17 protein-coding genes are annotated in these 19389 nt (G+C 65.7%); 5 read left to right on the forward strand and 12 right to left on the reverse strand.

The genetic code is table 11. The features are described from left to right. Positions 1-40: 40 nt before the first annotated feature. Entirely contained in the window at positions 41-1270 is a 1230-nt protein-coding gene (locus HV765_RS20195) for a nucleoside recognition domain-containing protein (protein WP_054420557.1), read from the reverse strand. Positions 1271-1419: 149 nt separating this feature from the next. Between HV765_RS20195 and HV765_RS20200 the strand changes: the two genes are divergently transcribed. Then, positions 1420-3765: an acyl-CoA dehydrogenase gene (locus tag HV765_RS20200; RefSeq protein ID WP_054420558.1), complete on the forward strand. Its 2346-nt coding sequence runs from the start codon at positions 1420-1422 to the stop codon at positions 3763-3765. Here HV765_RS20200 and def read toward each other — a convergent pair. The 8 genes from def to glyQ are packed head-to-tail and all read right to left on the reverse strand — an operon-like array spanning position 3762 to position 11242. Continuing rightward, complete coding sequence (gene def / locus HV765_RS20205) at positions 3762-4295, reverse strand: peptide deformylase (RefSeq protein ID WP_054420559.1); 534 nt, start codon at positions 4293-4295, stop codon at positions 3762-3764. The genes HV765_RS20200 and def overlap by 4 nt on opposite strands. A gap of 15 nt (positions 4296-4310) precedes the next feature. Next, a complete protein-coding gene (gene gloA, locus HV765_RS20210) occupies positions 4311-4706 on the reverse strand; it encodes a lactoylglutathione lyase (RefSeq protein WP_054420560.1) in 396 nt (131 codons plus the stop codon). 11 nt (positions 4707-4717) lie between these two features. Continuing rightward, positions 4718-5860 carry a 2-aminoethylphosphonate--pyruvate transaminase gene (locus HV765_RS20215; RefSeq protein WP_175170759.1) on the reverse strand — a complete coding sequence of 381 codons (1143 nt, stop codon included), beginning with the start codon at positions 5858-5860 and terminating at the stop codon, positions 4718-4720. A 20-nt stretch (positions 5861-5880) separates the two neighbouring features. Next, complete coding sequence (locus tag HV765_RS20220; protein WP_175170760.1) at positions 5881-6948, reverse strand: M48 family metallopeptidase; 1068 nt, start codon at positions 6946-6948, stop codon at positions 5881-5883. Then, the gene (locus HV765_RS20225) at positions 6935-7663 is read right to left on the reverse strand and encodes a lysophospholipid acyltransferase family protein (protein WP_054420562.1); all 729 of its coding nucleotides are present in this window, start codon (positions 7661-7663) and stop codon (positions 6935-6937) included. The genes HV765_RS20220 and HV765_RS20225 overlap by 14 nt, the downstream gene beginning before the upstream one ends. Before the next feature lie 4 nt (positions 7664-7667). Then, positions 7668-8207 carry a D-glycero-beta-D-manno-heptose 1,7-bisphosphate 7-phosphatase gene (gene gmhB, locus HV765_RS20230; RefSeq protein WP_054420563.1) on the reverse strand — a complete coding sequence of 180 codons (540 nt, stop codon included), beginning with the start codon at positions 8205-8207 and terminating at the stop codon, positions 7668-7670. Next, positions 8204-10342: a glycine--tRNA ligase subunit beta gene (gene glyS, locus HV765_RS20235; RefSeq protein WP_054420564.1), complete on the reverse strand. Its 2139-nt coding sequence runs from the start codon at positions 10340-10342 to the stop codon at positions 8204-8206. The genes gmhB and glyS overlap by 4 nt, the downstream gene beginning before the upstream one ends. After that, positions 10343-11242: a glycine--tRNA ligase subunit alpha gene (gene glyQ / locus HV765_RS20240; RefSeq protein ID WP_054420565.1), complete on the reverse strand. Its 900-nt coding sequence runs from the start codon at positions 11240-11242 to the stop codon at positions 10343-10345. A gap of 314 nt (positions 11243-11556) precedes the next feature. Here glyQ and HV765_RS20245 point away from each other — a divergent pair, with 314 nt between their 5' ends. Together HV765_RS20245 and HV765_RS20250 are read left to right on the forward strand one after the other, a co-directional pair. Continuing rightward, positions 11557-12324 (forward strand): crotonase/enoyl-CoA hydratase family protein, encoded by a 768-nt coding sequence (locus HV765_RS20245; protein WP_175170761.1) that lies wholly within the window; start codon positions 11557-11559, stop codon positions 12322-12324. Positions 12325-12443: 119 nt separating this feature from the next. Next, positions 12444-13967: a fumarate hydratase gene (locus tag HV765_RS20250; protein ID WP_054420567.1), complete on the forward strand. Its 1524-nt coding sequence runs from the start codon at positions 12444-12446 to the stop codon at positions 13965-13967. 80 nt (positions 13968-14047) lie between these two features. On the opposite strand, the gene HV765_RS20255 is transcribed toward HV765_RS20250, so the two are convergent. Genes HV765_RS20255 through HV765_RS20265 form a run of 3 tightly spaced genes read right to left on the reverse strand, consistent with a single transcriptional unit; the run spans position 14048 to position 17062 of the window. Further along, positions 14048-15283, reverse strand: a complete 1236-nt coding sequence (locus HV765_RS20255; protein ID WP_175170762.1) for a CaiB/BaiF CoA transferase family protein — start codon at positions 15281-15283, stop codon at positions 14048-14050. Next, a complete protein-coding gene (locus HV765_RS20260) occupies positions 15280-16140 on the reverse strand; it encodes a MaoC/PaaZ C-terminal domain-containing protein (protein ID WP_054420569.1) in 861 nt (286 codons plus the stop codon). Before HV765_RS20260 ends, HV765_RS20255 begins: the two co-directional genes overlap by 4 nt. Positions 16141-16147: 7 nt before the next feature. Further along, positions 16148-17062, reverse strand: a complete 915-nt coding sequence (locus tag HV765_RS20265; protein WP_054420570.1) for an SDR family NAD(P)-dependent oxidoreductase — start codon at positions 17060-17062, stop codon at positions 16148-16150. 150 nt (positions 17063-17212) lie between these two features. Between HV765_RS20265 and HV765_RS20270 the strand changes: the two genes are divergently transcribed. Further along, positions 17213-18112: a LysR family transcriptional regulator gene (locus HV765_RS20270; protein WP_054420571.1), complete on the forward strand. Its 900-nt coding sequence runs from the start codon at positions 17213-17215 to the stop codon at positions 18110-18112. Positions 18113-18374: 262 nt separating this feature from the next. Next, a complete protein-coding gene (locus HV765_RS20275) occupies positions 18375-19370 on the forward strand; it encodes a Bug family tripartite tricarboxylate transporter substrate binding protein (protein WP_054421340.1) in 996 nt (331 codons plus the stop codon). Positions 19371-19389: the final 19 nt, after the last annotated feature.

Genomic DNA, 19389 nt, shown 5'->3' on the forward strand with positions numbered 1-19389 from the left:
GCGGCGCCTGCGGGGCTTGCCCCGCAGGCAGTTATCGCCTTCAGCCGAAGAACCAGTAGCACACGCCGATCGCGGCCAGCACACCGGCCAGATCGGCGATCAGCGCGCAGCCCACCGCGTGGCGCGCGCGCAGAATTCCCACTGATCCGAAATACACCGCCAGCACATAGAAGGTGGTTTCGGTGCTGCCTTGCATCACCGCGGCGAGCAGCGCGGGGAAGCTGTCGACGCCGAAGTGCGTCATGGTTTCCAGCATCATCGCGCGCGCTGCGCTGCCGGAAAACGGCTTGACCAGCGCGGTGGGCAGCGCGTCAACGAAACGCGTGTCCCAGCCCGCGTGCTGCGCCATCCAGCGGATACCGTCCAACAGAAAGTCCAGCGCGCCCGAGGCCCGCAGCACGCCCACGGCGCACAGCATCGCCACCAGATAGGGCAGCAGGCTCTTGGCGATGTCGAAGCCTTCTTTGGCGCCTTCGATGAAGGCTTCGTACACTGGCACTTTTTTCCAGGCGCCCGCAATCAGGAACGCCAGCAGGATGCCGAACAGCGCCAGATTGCCCATCAGCGACGACAGCGACGCGATGGCCACGGCTGACATGCTGGCCAAGAGCGCCATGAATCCGCCCATGACGAGCGCCGCGCCGCCCAGCCACAGCATGACGACGGGGTCGGCCAACCGCAGCCGCTGGCACAGGGCAACCGCCAGAAAGCCCGCCAGCGTGGATGCGCTGGTGGCCAGCAGGATGGGCAGGAATACCAGCGTCGGGTCCGCCGCGCCCTGTTGCGCGCGGAACATGAAGAGCGTGACGGGCAGCAGCGTCAACGATGACGCATTCAGCACCAGGAACAGGATCTGCGCGTTGGTGGCGGTCTCGGGCGTGGGGTTCAGCGATTGCAGCTCGCGCATGGCGCGCAGGCCGATCGGTGTGGCGGCGTTGTCCAGCCCCAGCCCATTGGCGGCGAAGTTCAGGGTGATAAGACCAATGGCGGGATGATTGCGCGGCACCTCGGGCATCAGACGGGCAAACAGCGGCCCCAGCAAACGCGCCAGCCGCTCCACCAGGCCCGCGCCTTCAGCGATGCGCAGAAAGCCCAGCCACAAGGTCAGCGTGCCAAACAGCAGCACCATGACTTCCACGGATACGCGCGCCATGTCGAACAGGCTGGCCACCATCAGGCGGAAAACGTCGGGGTCTCCGATGGCCAGCCAGCGGTACAGCGCGGCGGCGGCGGCGGTCAGGAAGAAGCCCAGCCAGAGTTTGTTCAGCATGCGTCTTGATGCCCGGATAGCGGTTGATTGCGCACCAGCGCGGGGGACGCCCATTGTCGCAGAGTCAGCGCTGTCCGGCTTGGCCGCGCGCCGCCAATTCTGGTACTTTGACCCGAACCGCCCTAGGGCCATAACAGTGAGGGACACTCATGGATTTCAATGCCTGGCGCCGCCGCCGCATCTCGGAACCTGCGTACCGCTGGGCGCGCAACGCCTTGCCTCCCATGTCGGCGACCGAGCGCGAGGCCATCGAGGCCGGAGACACCTGGTGGGACGCAGACCTGTTCACCGGCAACCCCGACTGGCGCAAGCTGCTCGACGTGCCCGCCGCCACGCTGACTCGCGAAGAACAGGCATTCATCGACGGCCCGGTGGCGCAACTGTGTTCCATGCTGGACGAATGGGACATCACCTGGAACCGGCGTGACCTGCCGCCAGCGGTCTGGGCGTTTCTGAAATCGCAGCGCTTCTTCGGCATGATCATCCCGCGCCGCTACGGCGGGCTGGGCTTTTCGCCCTATGCGCATTCGGAAGTGGTGCGGCGCATCTCGGCGTATTCCATCACCGCGGGCGTGACGGTGATGGTGCCCAACTCCCTTGGGCCGGGCGAATTGCTGATGCAGTTCGGCACGCCCGCGCAACGCGACTATTGGCTGCCCCGGCTGGCGGATGGCAGGGAAGTGCCGTGCTTCGGCCTGACCAGCCCCGAGGCCGGGTCGGACGCCGCCTCCATGGTCGACACCGGCGTCGTCTGCCGCCAGGTGGTGGACGGCCGCGAGCTCATCGGTATCCGGCTGAACTGGCACAAGCGCTACATCACGCTGGGGCCGGTTGCGACGGTGCTGGGCCTGGCGTTCAAGATGAGCGACCCCGACGGCATTCTGGGCGGCGCGAAAGACATCGGCATTTCAGTGGCGCTGGTGCCCACCGAGGCGCCGGGCGTGGAGATCGGACGGCGCCATTTGCCCGCGATGCAGGTCTTTCAGAACGGCCCCAACAAGGGGCGCGATGTGTTCGTGCCGCTGGACGCGCTGATCGGCGGCGAGGCGCGTGCGGGGCAGGGCTGGAAGATGCTGATGAGCGCGCTGGCGGCGGGGCGTGGCATATCGCTGCCATCGCTGTCGGCCGCAGCCGCGGTCATGTGCGCGCACACGACCGGCATGTATGCCCGCGTGCGTGAGCAATTCGGCATCCCGGTCGGTAAATTCGAAGGCGTGCAGGAACAGCTGGCTGTGCTGGCGGGCAACGCCTATCTGGTCGAAGCGGCCCGCCGCCTGACGTGCGCGGCGTTGAACCAGGATGTGAAGCCGGCAGTGGTATCCGGCATCATGAAATATCACGCGACTGAACGCATGCGCGGCTCGGTCAATGCGGCAATGGATGTGCACGCCGGGCGCGCCGTCATCGACGGGCCCAGCAACTACTTGGGGGCGCTGTATCGCTCGGTGCCCATCGCCATCACCGTGGAAGGCGCGAACATCCTGACGCGCAATCTGATCATCTTCGGCCAGGGCGCCATCCGTGCGCATCCGTACCTGATGCCGGAAATGCTGGCTTTGGCCAACCCGGACGAAGAGCGCGGCATCGAGGTTTTCCACGATGTGTTCTGGCGGCATCTGCGCCACGCAGGCAAGAACACGCTGCGCGCGATTGGCCGCGCGTGGACGGGTGGAATGCTGGCGCCGTCGCCGGTGTCAGGCCCCACGGCGGGACACTACCGCCGGTTGGGGCGTTATTCGGCGGGGTTTGCGTTGCTGGCGGACGCCACCTTGGCGCAGTTGGGCGGCGGCTTGAAGCGGCGCGAAATGATCTCGGCCCGATTGGGCGATGTGCTGTCCGAGCTGTATCTGCTATCCGCCGTGCTCAAGCGCTGGGAGGACGACGGGCGCAAGCACGACGACCTGCCGCTGGTGCATTGGTGCATGGAGCAGGGCTACGCCACCATCGAAAAGAGCCTGGATCAGGTGCTGCGCAACCTGCCGGGCCGCGTGCTGGCCTGGGGGCTGCGCGCGGCCATCCTGCCGCTGCGGCTGGCCCGCGGGCCGAACGACGCGCTGACCCGGGAATGCGCGGAGCTGCTGTTGAAGCCGTCGCCCACACATGTGCGGCTGGCGGCGGACCTGCATCGGGAACCGTCCGGCAATCCGGCGGCGGGCGTGCTGCTGGGGGGCGGACGGCGGGCGCACGACCCGTTGGCCGATCTGACGCGTGCGTTTGCGCTGGTGGACGCCGTGCAGCCCATCCGCGACCGGCTGCGGCAATCTGGCGTGCGTGATTGGCGCGAGGCGCATCAGCGCGGCGCCATCACCGACACACAGGCCGCGCAGCTGGAAGCTGCCGAGGCGCTGGTGTCGCAGGTCTTGCAGGTGGATGATTTCGCGCCGGAGGAGTTGTCGCCGCAGGTGGCCAAGGCGTCTGGCGAGGCGGCGGGCGATGCATCCGCTAACGCATCCGATACCGCGTCCCCCGCGCCTGCCCCCCGCCCGGACGCTTAATCGTCGGCGTTCGGGTCCATGCCCGGGAACAGGATTTCCGTGAAGCCGAACTTCGAGAAATCCTGGATGCGCGACGGGTACAGGCGGCCGATCAGGTGATCGCATTCATGCTGCACCACGCGGGCGTGAAAGCCTTCGGCTTCGCGCTCGATCGGTTTGCCATAGGGGTCGAAGCCGCTGTAGCGGATGTGGCGGTAGCGCGGCACCAGCCCGCGCAGCCCCGGCACCGACAGGCAGCCTTCCCAGCCGTCTTCCTTTTCGTCGGAAAGCGGCGTGATGACGGGATTGCACAGGATGGTCTGCGGCACGGCGGGCGCGTCGGGATAGCGCTCGTTGCGGTCGAAACCGAAGATCACCAGTTGCAGGTCCACGCCAATCTGCGGCGCGGCCAGGCCCACGCCCTGCGCCGCCGCCATGGTCTCGAACATGTCTTCGATCAGGGCGTGCAGCTCGGGCGTGTCGAAACGCTCCACCGGGGGCGCCACGCGCAGCAGGCGCGGGTCGCCCATTTTGAGGATGGGGTGGATCATGGCGGGCGTTCCTGATTAGTCCTGGCGGTCTTTCTTCTGAATGAACTCGATCTTGTAGCCGTCCGGGTCTTCCACAAAGGCGATGACCGTCTTGCCGTGCTTCATCGGACCGGCTTCGCGGGTGACCTTGCCGCCGCGTTCCTTGACCTTGTCACAGGCTTCGTAGGCGTTGTCGACTTCCAGGGCGATGTGGCCGTAGCCGGTGCCCAGGTCGTACTTGTCGGTGTCCCAGTTGTGGGTCAGTTCGATGACCGCGCCTTCGGATTCGTCTTGATAGCCCACGAAGGCCAGCGTGAACTTGCCTTCCGGGTAGTCGTTGCGGCGCAGGACGCGCATGCCGAGCACGTTGGTGTAGAAATCGATGGACTTGTCGAGGTTGCCGACTCGCAGCATGGTGTGGAGCATACGCATGGGATTTTTCCTTAAGCGATGAGGGGTTGGGGGAAGAACCGGGCAGCGCCGGCGCCTTCCCGTGTAATGCCGATGTCGCGCAGTGCGCCGCCCATGGCGTCGACCGCTAGCCGCATCTGGTCTGCGCCAAAGGCGCCGATGCAGCCGACCCGGAACGTGGGTTGTTCGGTGTTGAAAAAATTGCTGAGCACGTAGCCGCGCGCTTTCAAGGCGTCGACGAACAATTGCAGGTGCCAGTTAGGCGAATCCGGCGCATGGACGTTGACGACAATCGGGCCTTGCAGATCGCGCGGCAGGTAAGGCGTGAGCCCCAGCTCGCTGACGCCATCATAGAGCGTGCGCATGTTGGCGGTGTAACGCGCCAGACGCGCTTCGCGGCCTTCCTGGTGATACAGCTCCAGCGCCACGGCCAGCGCGGCAATCGTTGGCGCGGGGGGCGTGAAGCGGGGGCCGGCGTTGGGCGCCAACGTGTGCTGATAAATGTCGGCCAAATCCAGCGACCAGCTGCCCGCGTTGCCGCGTGCGGCGTCCAGCGCGTCACGGCGCGCCACCACAAAGGCTGCGCCCGGCAGCCCTTCCAGGCATTTGTTGGCCGTCAGCACGACGGCGTCTACCGCCGGCAGCAGGGACAGATCCAGCGGCAACGCGCCAAAGGCCGACACCGCGTCGACGATGACGCGGCGGCCCAGCGCGTGCGCGATGCGGGCCAGCTCAGGCACGTCATGGCAGATGCCGCTGCCGGTTTCGCTGTAGACCAGCGCCAGATGCGTCAGCGTCGGGTCGCGTTCCAGCGCGGCGGCGACGGCTTGCGGGTCAACGCGTTCGGTGGCGCCCACGGGCAAGGGCACCGCCACACGGCCCGCGTCGCCCGCCAGCTTCTGCAAGCGCGCGGCGTACGCGCCTGTGGACGGCGCCAGCAGGCGGCCGCCCGTGGGCACGAAGGTACGGATCGCGGCTTCCACCGCAAAGTGGCCGCAGCCGGGCAGCGCCAGCGCGGCGTGCGTGTCGGACGACGCCTGCGCCACACGCAGCACCCCATCGCAGACCTGCCGGTAGGTCTCGCGGAAGTCGTTGTCCCACGGCGCATAGTCTTGCGCCATGGCGGCCTTCACCCGCGCGTCGGTCGTGACCGGGCCCGGAATCAGCAGCAACATTGTCTAGTCTCCAAAGCGCCTCAGAACTGAGGCAAGGATGCGGGGTCGTGACGCCGCAGGATGTTCTTGGCGTCTTCGAAGTCGGGCAGAATCTGGCCCACTTCGCGCCAGAAGTCCTGACTGTGGTTCATCTCGCGCAGATGAGCAAGCTCGTGCGCGATGACGTAATCAATGATGCCGGGCGCGAAATGGATCAGGCGCCAATTCAGCATGATGTTGCCGTCGCTGGTGCACGAGCCCCAGCGCGTGGCGGCCGATGACAATCTCCAGCGGCGAATCTTCAGCCCGCTGATTTGCAGGAAGTGCGCCAGCCGCGCGCCGAACCATGCGCCGGCGCGCTGTTGCAGCCAGGCTTGGGCAGAGTCGCGGATGCGGCTTTGGTCGGCATGCGAGGGCAGCGCCAGCCAGAGCGTGTCGCCGTCTGTGGGCGCATCGGCGTCACCGGACAGCCAGGCTTGACGGCTGTCACCGCCCACACCAATCAGGATGCGCTTGCCCAGATACGGCAGTTCGCCGCCCGCCTGCCAGCGCGTGTGCGCCATGGCCAGCTGCTGCTTGCGGGCATGCCATTCACGCAGCTTTGCGAGAATCCAGCGGGCCTTCTCGCGCACGGCGTCGTCAATCTGTGTCAGCGTGACCCAGCTGGGCGCGGTGACTCGAAGGCCGTCGTCGGTGATCACAAATCCGATGCTGCGGCGGCGCGAGCGCAGCAGCACGAAGCCGATGGGCTGTTGCTCCGTTGGCACTTCGCGCCAGCGCGCGCCGGGCGGTAAAGGATCAGGGCAGGGCGTGGGTACGCGCGACGACGCGTTCGGCGACAACGTCAGCAGCGGCTCGCCGGAGGGGGCGGCGTTGGACGGGGGGCCGGACGGCGAGCTGAGGGGCGTGTGGGGTTGACTGTCTGGCCGGGTGCCGGCCTGCGCGTCGGGGAAAAGTGTCTTGGGGGTGACCGGCTGCGGGGGCGCCGCCTTGGGAGCGGGGCGGGGCGCGGCCGGTGGCTTCGGCGTGGCGATCAGCGGCGACGCGCCCTGGGGCGCGTCGTCTTCGTGCACGTCGAACAGGAGTTCGAGCTGATCAGTGCTGGACATACCTTTCGGGGTTGAGACGCCGCATTTCCCCTTCGATCCATGCCTGAACCTTCTGGTTCAGTTCTTCGGGGGAGAGTCCTTTGGATTCTATCGCGGGACCGATCGATAGGGTGATCATGCCGGGATATTTGACGAAAGCGTTGCGCCGCCAGCACTCGCCGGCGTTATGCGCGACGGGAATGACGACGGCGCCCGTGCGCGAAGCCAGCAGCGCGCCGCCCATCTTGAAGCGCGCCGTCTTGCCCGGCGGCACGCGAGTGCCTTCGGGAAACAGCAGCGGCCAGCGGCCTTCATCCATGCGGGTCTGGCCTTGCTTGACCACCTGATCAAAGGCGTCGCGGCCTTTCGAACGGTCGATGGCGATCATGCGCAGCAGCGCCAGGCCCCAGCCGAAGAACGGCACCATGTGCAGTTCTTTCTTGTAGACGAAGCAGACTTCGCGCGGCATGTGGGCCGGGAAGAACAACGTTTCCCAGGCCGACTGGTGTTTCGACAGGATCACGGCAGGGCCGTCGGGCAGGTTTTCCCAGCCCTTGACCTGCCAGCGGATACCGCAGAACACCTTGGCGCCCCAGATGGCCAGACGCGGCCAGCCCACCGTCAGCTTGTAGCGCCAGTGCAGCGGCAGCGGCGCCCACAGGATGCAGGCGAAGGCGTAGGGGATGACCGTGACGGCCAGGAACATGAAGTACAGCAGCGAACGTAGCCGGGCCATTGAATCAGTTGTCCTGAAGCAGAAGGTCGACCACGGCCGACAGGTCTTCACACACGCGCGTGTTCTCGGGCAAGCCGCCCTTGGCCAGCGTCTTCTTGCCATTGCCGGTTTGCACCAGCCACGGCGAGCAGCCCACGGCCGACGACGCCTGCAAGTCGCGCAGCGAATCGCCCACGGCCGGCACGCCAGCCAGATGGATGTCGTAGCGATGGCCGATCTGTTCGAACAGACCCGGACGCGGTTTGCGGCAGGTGCAGTTGTCGTCCGGCCCGTGCGGGCACAGGAAAACGGCGTCAATCGCGCCGCCCGCGGCAGCGAGCTCGCGCCGCATCTTGGTGTGGATGGCGGTCAGCGTGTCCATATCGAACAGGCCGCGCGCCAGGCCGGACTGGTTGGTGGCAACCACCACTTTCCAGTCGGCCTGCGTCAGCCGGGCGATGGCGTGCAGGCTGCCCGGCAGGGCAATCCACTCGTCGGGATTCTTGACGAACGCATCGCTGTCCTGATTGATGACGCCGTCGCGGTCAAGGATGATCAGTTTCACTGTGCCAGCCTGGAAATGTCGGCCACCTGGTTCATCAGGCCATGCAGCTGGCTCAACAGAGCCAGGCGGTTGGCGCGCACGGCCGGGTCTTCGGCCATGACCATGACGTCGGCAAAGAAGGCGTCTACAGGCTCGCGGGCCTGAGCCAGCGTGGACAGGCTGCCGGCGAAGTCGCCTGCGGCCAGTTGCGCTTCGGCCTGCGGACGCAGCGCGGCCACGGCGGCGGCCAGCGCGCGTTCGGCGGGCTCGACCAGCGCGGCGTCATTCACCGCACCGATCTCGCCTTCTGCCTTCTTCAGCAGATTGCCGATGCGCTTGTTGGCGGCGGCCAGGCTCGCGGCCTCGGGCAGCTGCGCAAACGCGGCGGCGGCGCGCACGCGCTCGGCCACTTGGTGCAGCGGCGGCGTCAGCGCAATCACGGCTTCCACCGCGTTGCGGTCGAAGTCGTTGATGAGCTGGTTGCGATAGCGTTCGTAGATGAAGGTGCGAACTTCAGCCAGCGTGTCGGCGGGAATCTTGCCGGCGGGGAAGGTGCCCGCGGCCAGTTCCAGCAGCCCGTTCAGGGACAGCGGGCCGTCTTCGCTGATCTTCAGCCAGCCGCCTGCGGCCAGTTGTTCGAACGCGCTGATCAGGCCCAGCGCGGCGCGGCGCAGGCCGAAGGGGTCGCGTTCGCCCGTGGGCGCCAGACCGATGGCCCAGATGCCGACCAGCGTTTCCACGCGTTCGGCGATGAAGAGCGTGGCGGCCGTCAGCGTGTCTTGGGTGACGGGCGCGTCGTAGCGGTTGCGGTACTGCGTGCGCAGCGCCTCGACGACGCTGGCGGGCTCGCCGTCGCCCGCGGCGTAGTAGGCGCCCATGATGCCTTGCAGCTCAGGGAATTCGCCCACCATGTTCGAACCCAGGTCGGCCTTGGCCAACATGGCGGCGCGGTCTGCGGCGGCGACGTCACCGCCCAGCTGGCCGGCCACGCCGCGCGCGATGGCGCGCACGCGTTCAACGCGTTCAAGCTGGGTGCCCAGCTTGTTGTGATACACGATGGAACCCAGCTGCTCGACACGCGCGGCCAGCGGCGTCTTGCGGTCGGTTTCGAAGAAGAACTGGGCGTCCGCCAAGCGCGGGCGCACCACGCGCTGGTTGCCTTCGACGATGTTCACCGGCTTGTCCGTGTGCATGTTGCTCACGATCAGGAAGCGGTGCGTCAGGCGGCCGGTGGCCGGGTCGAACAGCGGGAAGTACTTCTGATTCAGCCGCATGGTCAGGATCAGGCATTCTTGCGGCACTTGCAGGAATTGTTCTTCAAACTCGCCCACATAGACGGTGGGGTGTTCGACCAGTGCGGTCACTTCGTCCAGCAGCGCGGCCACTTCGGGGTCGTCGCCCAGCGTGGCCGACAGGCGGCCGGCGTGGTCCAGCAACTGGCGCTGGATGTCGTCGCGGCGGCCTTCGAAGGACGCCACGACACGGCCCTTTTCTGCCAGGGTGGCGGCGTAGGAATCGGCGTCGGCGAACGACACGGGGCCCGTGCTCATGAAGCGGTGGCCAAGGGTGTCGCGGCCCGCTTGCATGCCCAGCGCCGACACCGGCACCACGTCGGCGCCAAACAGCGCGACCAGTCCGTGCGCCGGACGCACGAACTTGACGGTGGTGACGCCGTCAGCCAATTGGTAGCGCATGACCTTCGGAATCGGCAGGCTGTTCAACGCTGTGTCGATGCCTTCCTGCAAGCCGGCGGCCAACGACGCGCCGGGGGCGGTGCCGCGAGCGACCAGGTAGTCCTGCTTGCCATCGGATTCGCGGTCCAGCGTGGCCAGATCAATATTTTCCAGGCCCTTGGCGGCCAGCTTCTTTTGCAGCGCCGGCGTGGCTTTGCCGTCTTCGGTCAGGCCGATCTTGGCGGGCATCAGCTTTTCAGCGTAGGGCTGGTCGGGCGCCTGCGCCAGTACGGCGGACAGGTGCACGGCCAGACGGCGCGGCGTGGAATACGCGGTGACCGCGCAGCCTTCGGCCAAGAGGCCGTGGCGTTCCAGCGTGGCGCGCACGCCTTCGGCATAGGCCTGGCCCAGCTTTTGCAGGGCCTTGGGCGGGAGTTCTTCGGTCAGCAGTTCGACCAGCAGCGGGCGGATGTTCGTCGTCATTTATGCAGCCTCCCCGCGGCGCAGCATGGGAAAGCCCAGTCGTTCGCGGGAATCGAAATAAGCCTGCGCAACAGCGCGCGACAGGTTGCGGATGCGGCCAATGTAGGCGGCGCGCTCGGTGACGCTGATGGCGCCACGCGCGTCCAGCATGTTGAACGTGTGCGCGGCTTTCAGCGCGGCCTCGTAGGCCGGCAGCGCCAGCGGCACTTCCATCAGGCGCTTCGCTTCGGCTTCGTAGTCATTGAAGTGCGCGAACAGCATGTCGGCGGACGAGTGCTCGAAGTTGTAGGTCGATTGCTCGACCTCGTTCTGGTGGAACACGTCGCGATACAGCACGCGGTTGCCGTTGGCGCCTTCGGTCCAGACCAGGTCGTACACGCTTTGCACGTCCTGCAGATACATGGCCAGACGCTCCAGACCGTAGGTGATTTCACCCGTGGTCGGCGTGCAATCCAGGCCGCCCACTTGCTGGAAGTAGGTGAACTGCGTGACTTCCATGCCGTTCAGCCAGACTTCCCAGCCCAGGCCCCAGGCGCCGAGCGTGGGGTTTTCCCAGTCGTCTTCGACGAAGCGGATGTCGTGTTGGGTGGGGTCAATGCCCAGCGCCTTCAGCGAACCGATGTACAGGTCCAGAATGTCCGGGGGCGCCGGCTTCAGCACTACCTGGTACTGGTAATAGTGCTGCAGGCGGTTGGGGTTTTCGCCGTAGCGGCCATCCTTGGGGCGGCGCGACGGCTGCACGTAGGCGGCGCGCCACGGCTCCGGGCCGATCGCGCGCAGGAACGTGGCCGTGTGCGAGGTGCCGGCGCCGACTTCCATGTCGTAGGGTTGCAGCAGGGCGCAACCCTGCTTGTCCCAGTATTCCTGGAGCGTAAGGATGATTTGCTGAAAGGTGAGCATAGGATTCTTGGAATTCGGTCGCCCGGGCAAGGCCTGCCATGGGCGTGGGAAACCCGGCATTTTAACTGGCCCGGGCCAGTCCTGTTTCCCCATGGCCGATGGACGGTTACATCTACGTCTTTTGGGCATCGTTCGGAAGGCGTCGGGGGCTTGCCGGGCGGCCGGCTGCGGCGCTGCGGGTGTGCCGCTGGCGGACGCTTCGGCAGACCTCGGCTGCGCCTGGAAACCAATGGTCGTATGATTCCAGGTTACGTCCCAAGTCTTATATAAAACCCGGAACCCGATTCCGAGAATTCCCGGAAGGAGCAGTCCCAATGTCAGACCTGATCACGGTGGAAGTCACCGACGGCATCCAGATCATCACGATCAACCGCCCCGAAGCCAAGAACGCCATCAACCTGGAAACCGCGCAGGTCATGGCCGCCGCGCTGGACCAGCTGGACAGCCGCGACGATATCCGTATCGGCATTCTGACCGGTGGCGGCGGCACGTTCTCGTCGGGCATGGACTTGAAGGCGTTTGCCAAATCCGGGCAGCGCCCCTACGTGGAAGGCCGTGGTTTCGCCGGCCTGAACGAACGCCCGCCCAAGAAGCCGCTGATCGCCGCCGTGGAAGGCTATGCGTTGGCCGGTGGCTGCGAAATGGCGCTGGCCTCTGACCTGATCGTGGCCGCCAATAACGCCAAGTTTGGCCTGCCCGAAGTCAAGCGTGGCCTGGTGGCCGGCGCTGGCGGCATGCTGCGCCTGCCGCGCCGCCTGCCGTACCACATCGCCATGGAAGTGATCTTGACGGGCGAAATGCTGACCGCCGAGCGCGCCTACTCGTTTGGTCTGGTCAACCGCCTGACCGAGCCGGGCGGCGCACTGGCCGGCGCGCTGGAACTGGCGCGCGCCATTGTCGAAAACGGCCCGCTGGCCGTGCAGACCGCCAAGAGCATCGTGTCGCAATCGGGTGACTGGGAGCAGGAAGGCATGTTCGACCGCCAGCGCCCGCTGATCGCCCACATTTTCTCGTCCGCCGATGCCAAGGAAGGCGCGACCGCTTTCGCTGAAAAGCGCAAGCCGGTCTGGCAAGGCAAGTAAAGCGTATCCCCGGCCGCCTTGAAAGGCGGCCGCAAAGCAACAACGATCTGTTCTCCCTTGTGGTTGGTTTCACCCGCCAGCCGCGTTTTCATGTTTTCCATCTAGACCCGCAAATCGCCATGTCCGTCATCATTAAAGAAGAAGACTTCATCCAGTCGATAGCCGATGGCATTCAGTTCATCAGCTATTACCACCCCGTGGATTACATCCGCCACCTGGCGCGCGCCTACGAGCGCGAGGAAAGCCCGGCCGCGCGTGACGCGATGGCGCAGATCCTGACCAATTCCCGCATGTGCGCCGAAGGCAAGCGTCCGCTGTGCCAGGACACCGGCATCGTCAACGTTTTCCTGAAGATCGGCATGAGCGTGCGCTTTGACACCAAGCGCACCCTGCAAGAGCTCTGTGACGAAGGCGTGCGCCGTGGCTACCTGAACCCGGACAATCCGCTGCGCGCCTCGGTGCTGGACGACCCGCTGTTCGCGCGCAAGAACACGCGCGACAACACGCCCTGTATCCTGCACGTCGAGCTTGTCCAGGGTGACAAGGTCGATGTGCAAATCGCTTCCAAGGGCGGCGGTTCGGAAAACAAGTCCAAGTTCGCCATGCTGAACCCCAGCGATTCGCTGGTGGACTGGGTGCTGAAGACCGTCCCGACGATGGGCGCCGGCTGGTGCCCCCCGGGCATGCTCGGCATCGGCGTCGGCGGCACCGCTGAAAAAGCCATGCTGATGGCCAAGCAGTCGTTGATGGAAGACATCGACATGTACGAACTGCTGGCCCGCGGCCCGCAGAACAAGCTGGAAGAGCTGCGCATCGAGCTCTACGAAAAGGTCAACGCGCTGGGTATTGGCGCGCAGGGCCTGGGCGGCCTGACGACCGTGCTGGACGTCAAGATCAGCACCTTCCCGACGCACGCGGCCTCCAAGCCCGTGGCGATGATCCCGAACTGCGCCGCGACGCGTCACGCCCACTTCGAGCTGGACGGCACGGGCCCGGCGCGCCTGGACCCGCCGTCGCTGTCCGAATGGCCGGAAGTGCACTGGGCGCCCGACTACAACAAGTCCAAGCAGGTGGACCTGAACACGCTGACGAAGGAAGAAGTCGCCAGCTGGAAGCCGGGCGAGACCCTGCTGCTGTCGGGCAAGATGCTGACCGGCCGCGACGCCGCGCACAAGCGCATCCAGGACATGCTGGCCAAGGGCGAGCCGCTGCCCGTGGACTTCACCAACCGCGTGATCTATTACGTGGGCCCGGTGGACCCGGTGGGCGACGAAGTGGTCGGCCCCGCAGGCCCGACCACCGCCACGCGCATGGACAAATTCACCGACATGATGCTGGAGAAGACCGGCCTGATCTCCATGATCGGCAAGTCGGAACGCGGCCCCGTGGCCATCGAAGCCATCAAGAAGCACGGCTCGGCCTACCTGATGGCCGTGGGCGGTGCAGCGTACCTGGTGTCCAAGGCCATCCGTGGCGCCAAGGTTCTGGGCTTTGCCGACCTGGGCATGGAAGCCATCTATGAGTTCGACGTGAAGGACATGCCGGTGACCGTGGCGGTTGACGCCCAAGGCACCTCGGTCCACACGACCGGCCCCAAGGAATGGCAAGCCAAGATCGGGAAGATTCCGGTCGCGGTGGCGTAAACCCCCTGCACAGAAAAACGGCCGCTGACGATTCAGCGGCCGTTTTTTTTGGGGGTGACGATAACGATAACGACAACGCGTCAGGCGCCGCCCAAGGTCTTGGTCTTGAATGTGGCAATGGCCTCGGCCGATTTCCCCAGCACGTCCCGCAACACTTCGTCCGTATGTTCGCCCAGCAGCGGCGGCGCGCGCCGGTACACCACGGGCGACCCCGAGAACCGCAACGGGCTGGCCGTGACGGGCGCCGTGCTGCCTGACGGATGCGGCAGATCGCGGCGCAGCTGCCGTGCTTCCGACTGCGGATGCGCAAACGCCTGTGCGATGTTGTTGATCGGACCGCAAGGCACGCCCACCGCTTCCAGCTTGGCGATCCAGTCGTCGCGCCGGCCTTCCTGCATGATGGCCGTCAACATGCCAATCAACAATTCGCGGTTCGTGACGCGCAGCCGGTTAGTGCAAAAGCGCGGGTCGTCGCCCAGCTCTGGCACGCCGATGGCGCGGCAATACGCGCGGTATTGCGATTCGTTGCCCGTCGCCACAATCAGATGGCCGTCGCTGGCCGCGAACACCTGATACGGCACCACGTTCTGATGCGCGTTGCCCGCGCGCGTGGGCGCCACGCCCGAGTTGAAATAGTTCGAGTTCTGGTTGGCCAGCAGCGCCACGTGGCAATCCAGCAAGGCAATGTCCAGATGCTGGCCCAGCCCGCTGCGATGGCGCTCTTGCAGCGCGGCCAGGATGGCGACGGTGGCGTACATGCCGGTGACGATGTCGGTAACCGCCACGCCCGCCTTCTGCGGGCCGCCGCCGGGCAGATCATCGCGTTCGCCGGTGATGCTCATCAGCCCGCCCATGCCCTGGATCATGAAGTCGTACCCGGGGCGTTGCGCGAAGGGCCCGTCTTGCCCGAAGCCGGTGACCGAGCAATAGATCAGGCGCGGATTGATTTCTTTCAGGCTGTCGTAGTCCAGCCCGTACTTGGCCAGCCCGCCCACCTTGAAGTTCTCAACCAGGATGTCGCTGACGGCCGCCAGTTCGCGGATCAGCGCCGCCCCTTCGGGCGTGGCCATGTCGGCTTCCACCGAACGCTTGTTGCGGTTGGCGCTGAGGTAGTAGGCGGATTCGCTGGTGTCCTGGCCGTCGCCATCCTTCAAGTAAGGCGGCCCCCAGGCGCGCGTGTCGTCTCCCACGCGCGGGCGTTCGATCTTGATGACGTCGGCGCCCAGGTCGGCCAGGTTTTGCGTGCACCAGGGGCCGGCCAGGATGCGTGACAAATCCAGCACGCGGATGCCATCGAGCGCGGGCGGCCGCGTCATGATTGCACCGTCGCGGTGCCGTGGCTCATGACCACGATGTCGCGTTCGCGCGCTCGCGCCCGAAAGCGGATCTGCCCATCCGGCATGCGCCAGATATCGCATTGCAGCGTCTCGCCGGGGTACACCGGCGCCGAGAAGCGCGTGTTCAAACTGGTCAGCCGCGACGCGTCGTAATCGCAGCAGCTTTTCACGATGGCGTGCGCCGCCACGCCATACGAACACAGCCCATGCAGAATGGGCCGGGGATAACCCGCTTGCTTCGCGACGTCGGGGTCGGCGTGCAGCGGATTGCGGTCGGCGTTCAAGCGGTAGAGCAGCGCCGCGCTGGGCGGAATGCGCAACTCGCAACGCAGGTCCGGCGCGCTATCCGGCGCGGCGGGCAACGGTTCGGGGCTGGCGTCGCCTTGCCCGAAACCGCCGTCGCCCCGGCAGAAGGTGCTTTGCTGCAAGGTGGCCAGATGCGTGCCGTCTTCGCCATGCAGCGTGCGCTCGGTGATGACGATGGCGCCTTTGTCTGCGCCCTTGTCGATCACGTGCGTGTTGCGGCTGCGGCCGGTGACCATGCCGGATGCCGGCAACGGCGCATGCACTGTCAGCCGTTGCTCGCCATGCACCACCTTCACCCAGTCGATTCCCGCGCGCGGCTCGCGCACCCAGAAGCCCGGGTAGCCCAGCACCACGCTCATCGTGGGAAAGGCCTGCAAGTCCTTTTCGTAGACGTAGCGCAACTGGCTGGCGTCTTCCGGGTCTTGCCCCAGGCCGATGCCCAGCGCGTACAGCATGGTGTCTTTCTGCTCATAGCGCTGACGGACCTCGTCAAAGCGCCAATCCTTCACGGTTGCGTAATCCAGCGGCATGGCGGTCTCAGATGGGGTCCCAGTCGATGACGTCAGGCGAACGCTCCAGCGCATAGAAGTGCTTGCGCATGGCGGGCACGGCGATCTCGGCGATACGTTCCGGCGTCCAGCCTTCGCTGTTGTGCACCGTGCGCAGCGGCCGCGGCTGGCTCATCAGCATGATTTCGTTGGCGCGCACGGCGAAGATCTGCGCGGTGATCTCGCTGGCCGCGTCGCTGGCCAGATACACCGCCATCGGCGCGACCTTGCCCGCTTCCATCTTCTTCAGCTTTTCGACGCGCGCCTTTTCTTCGTCTGTTTCGGCGGGGATGGAACTCGTCATGCGGCTCCACGCAAAGGGGGCGATGCAATTCGAGCGCACGTGGTAGCGCGCCATGTCGAGCGCGATGGATTTGGACAGCGCCACGATGCCCAGTTTGGCGGCGGCGTAATTCGCTTGGCCGAAGTTGCCGATCAGGCCGGAGGTGGACGTCATGTGCACGAAGGCGCCCGATTCCTGCTCGCGGAAATAGGGCGCGGCCGCGCGGCTCATGTAGAACGAGCCGTTCAGATGCACGTCAATCACCTGACGCCATTCCTCTTCGCTCATCTTGTGGAAAACCCGGTCGCGCAAATTTCCCGCGTTGTTGATGACGGCGTCAATTCGGCCGAACGCGTCGATCGCGGTCTGCACCACGCGGCTGGCGCTGTCATACGCCGCCACGCTATCGGTGTTGGCCACGGCCTGGCCACCCGCCGAAATAATCTCTTTCACGACCGCTTGCGCAGGCCCTTCGGCGCCGCCTTCACCGGTGAGCGATACGCCGATATCGTTCACGACCACCTTGGCGCCCGCCTGCGCCATCGCCAGCGCAATGCTGCGCCCGATGCCGCCGCCCGCGCCCGTGACGACCACTACCTTTCCGGAAACCATGCCGCTCATTGAATCGACTCCTTTGCTGCGGCGCGTGCGCCGTTTGTGGAAAACAGTTCCGCATCAACCGGTCTGGTTCACGGGAAAACACCATGGTAGATTCGACCCGGCATTCGAAGAATTCAAAATTAGAAATGCCCCCCTTCTGCGTGGTGGAACATGAGACATGATTTGACGGACCTGCGTTTGTTTCTGAACGTGGGCGAAACACTCAACCTGACCCGGGCGGCGGAACGCACGTTCCTGTCCTTGCCGGCGGCAAGCGCCCGGGTCAAGCACATGGAAGAAGCCTTCAAGGCGCGCCTGCTGGTGCGGCTGGCTACAGGCGTGGCGCTGACGCCCGCGGGCGAAGTGCTGCTCAAGCACGCCAATGCCGTCTTCCGGCAACTGGAATGCCTGAACGCCGATCTGCAACCCTATGCCAGCGGGTTAAAGGGACGCTTGAGATTGCTGGCCAACACCACCGCCACGAACTCGTTCCTGGCCGATGCGCTGTCCACGTTTCTTGCGGAAAACCCTGACGTGGACGTCGAGCTTGAAGAGAAAATTTCGGGCGACATCGTCATTGCCATCCGCGCGGGGGCGGGAGACCTTGGCCTGGTGGCGGGCAACATCGACGTCGAAGGCCTGGACGTCACGCCGCTGTTCCGCGACGAACTCACGGTGGTGACGGCGCTGGATCATCCGCTGGCCGCGTCACAGTCGGCGCACTTTGCAGACCTGGTCGACGCCTACCAGTTCGTGGGCATCCATCCCGACAGCGCCATCCAGACCTTCCTGGAAGACATTGCCAGCGGTCTGGGCAAGCGCATCTGCCAGCGCGTGCACGTCGGCAGCTTCGAAGCGGTCTGCCGCATGGTTGAAGCGGGTGCCGGCATTGCCGTGGTGCCACGCGCGTGCGCCGCCCGCTACAGCCGCCCCAACGCTTTGCATGTGCTGAAGCTGGACGACCCCTGGGCCTTGCGTGACCGCCTGCTGTGCCGGCAACGCGGCCGCGACTTGCCGAGCTTTGCCGAGTGCTTCATCGAACACGTGCAGCGCGCGGCGCGCGGGCAGTAGCATCGGGACGTTGTCCTAACTTGCCATCGTCCTTTTGGCGTGCGCCGGATGTCGTATCCGCGCATCGCCATAGGGAAAATCCTGTTCGGTCAGCGAACCCAGGTGCGCTGCGAAAGAGGGGCTTTTGAAAATATGTAGCGGCGAATCCGGGCGCTCGGAAAATAATAAAAAAGAGTTAGCAAACACACGCTAGCCAATAAGAGCGGCGGGCAGCAGTTCTGAACGCTTGACCGTGAACAAGACCAAGAATCAGGAGACTGCTGTGATCGATCCTCAACGCCGCCGCGTCGTCGCGGGGCTGGGCGCCGCCTGCGCCGCCGCTGCTTTGCCTGTGTTGTTCCCCAAGGCCGCCCGCGCCGCCACCTGGCCGGGCCACGCCGTCACGTTCATCGTTCCCTTTCCTGCGGGCGGCCCGGTGGACACCACCGCGCGCTTCACCACGCAGCCGCTGGGCCAGCTGTGGTCGGTGCCCACCGTTGTGGACAACAAGTCAGGCGCGGGCGGCATCGTCGGCGCGCAGTTCGCGGCCAAGGCCGAACCCGATGGCTATAACTTTTTCTTCGCGTCCATTCACCATGCGGTGCTGCCCAGCCTGCGCACCAACCTGACGTACGACATCACCACCGACTTCGTGCCGGTGGGCATGGCGGCGGTGTTCCCCATCGTGCTGGTGGTGAATGCGTCACTGCCCGTGAACACGGTGAGCGAACTGATCGCGTACGCCAAGCAGAACCCCGGCAAGCTGTCGTTCAGCTCGTCGGGCACGGGCGGCGGCACGCACCTGGCGGGCGAACTCTTCAACGCCATGGCCGGCATACGCATCCAGCACGTGCCATATCGCGGCAGCGCTCCCGCCATGCAGGACTTGTTGGGGGGGCAGGTGCAAGTGATGTTCGCGGATGGCCCGTCTGCCGTGCCGCACTTGAAGGGCGGCAAGGTGCGTGCGCTGGGCGTAGGCAACCCCACGCGGTCCAGCATGCTGCCCGATGTGCCGACCATCGCCGAGTCCGGCCTGCCGGGCTACGAAGCCTATTCCTGGAGCGGCGTGATGGCGCCCAAGGGCACCCCGCCCGACATCGTGAAACGCATGAACGCCGACATGGTGAAGGTGCTGTCAGACCCCGCCACGGCCAAGGGCATGATCGCGGCGGGCGCCGAGCCGAAACCAGGAACGCCCGAGCAGTTCGGCGAATTCGTGCGCGATGAAATCGTGAAGTGGCGCGACCTGATCAAGACGGCAAACATCAAGCTGGAGTAGGGGCGGGAAGGGGAATCAA

The sequence above is a fragment of the Achromobacter kerstersii genome (genome assembly GCF_902859595.1).
Taxonomy (GTDB): Bacteria; Pseudomonadota; Gammaproteobacteria; order Burkholderiales; family Burkholderiaceae_B; genus Achromobacter; species Achromobacter kerstersii.

What these genes read in the sequence shown, in the direction of transcription:
- HV765_RS20195 (WP_054420557.1), bottom strand. Translation starts at nt 1,270, where the DNA reads ATGCTGAACAAACTCTGGCTGGGCTTCTTCCTGACCGCCGCCGCCGCC.
- HV765_RS20200 (WP_054420558.1), top strand. Translation starts at nt 1,420, where the DNA reads ATGGATTTCAATGCCTGGCGCCGCCGCCGCATCTCGGAACCTGCGTAC.
- def (WP_054420559.1), bottom strand. Translation starts at nt 4,295, where the DNA reads ATGATCCACCCCATCCTCAAAATGGGCGACCCGCGCCTGCTGCGCGTG.
- gloA (WP_054420560.1), bottom strand. Translation starts at nt 4,706, where the DNA reads ATGCGTATGCTCCACACCATGCTGCGAGTCGGCAACCTCGACAAGTCC.
- HV765_RS20215 (WP_175170759.1), bottom strand. Translation starts at nt 5,860, where the DNA reads ATGTTGCTGCTGATTCCGGGCCCGGTCACGACCGACGCGCGGGTGAAG.
- HV765_RS20220 (WP_175170760.1), bottom strand. Translation starts at nt 6,948, where the DNA reads ATGTCCAGCACTGATCAGCTCGAACTCCTGTTCGACGTGCACGAAGAC.
- HV765_RS20225 (WP_054420562.1), bottom strand. Translation starts at nt 7,663, where the DNA reads ATGGCCCGGCTACGTTCGCTGCTGTACTTCATGTTCCTGGCCGTCACG.
- glyS (WP_054420564.1), bottom strand. Translation starts at nt 10,342, where the DNA reads ATGACGACGAACATCCGCCCGCTGCTGGTCGAACTGCTGACCGAAGAA.
- glyQ (WP_054420565.1), bottom strand. Translation starts at nt 11,242, where the DNA reads ATGCTCACCTTTCAGCAAATCATCCTTACGCTCCAGGAATACTGGGAC.
- HV765_RS20245 (WP_175170761.1), top strand. Translation starts at nt 11,557, where the DNA reads ATGTCAGACCTGATCACGGTGGAAGTCACCGACGGCATCCAGATCATC.
- HV765_RS20250 (WP_054420567.1), top strand. Translation starts at nt 12,444, where the DNA reads ATGTCCGTCATCATTAAAGAAGAAGACTTCATCCAGTCGATAGCCGAT.
- HV765_RS20255 (WP_175170762.1), bottom strand. Translation starts at nt 15,283, where the DNA reads ATGACGCGGCCGCCCGCGCTCGATGGCATCCGCGTGCTGGATTTGTCA.
- HV765_RS20260 (WP_054420569.1), bottom strand. Translation starts at nt 16,140, where the DNA reads ATGCCGCTGGATTACGCAACCGTGAAGGATTGGCGCTTTGACGAGGTC.
- HV765_RS20265 (WP_054420570.1), bottom strand. Translation starts at nt 17,062, where the DNA reads ATGAGCGGCATGGTTTCCGGAAAGGTAGTGGTCGTCACGGGCGCGGGC.
- HV765_RS20270 (WP_054420571.1), top strand. Translation starts at nt 17,213, where the DNA reads ATGAGACATGATTTGACGGACCTGCGTTTGTTTCTGAACGTGGGCGAA.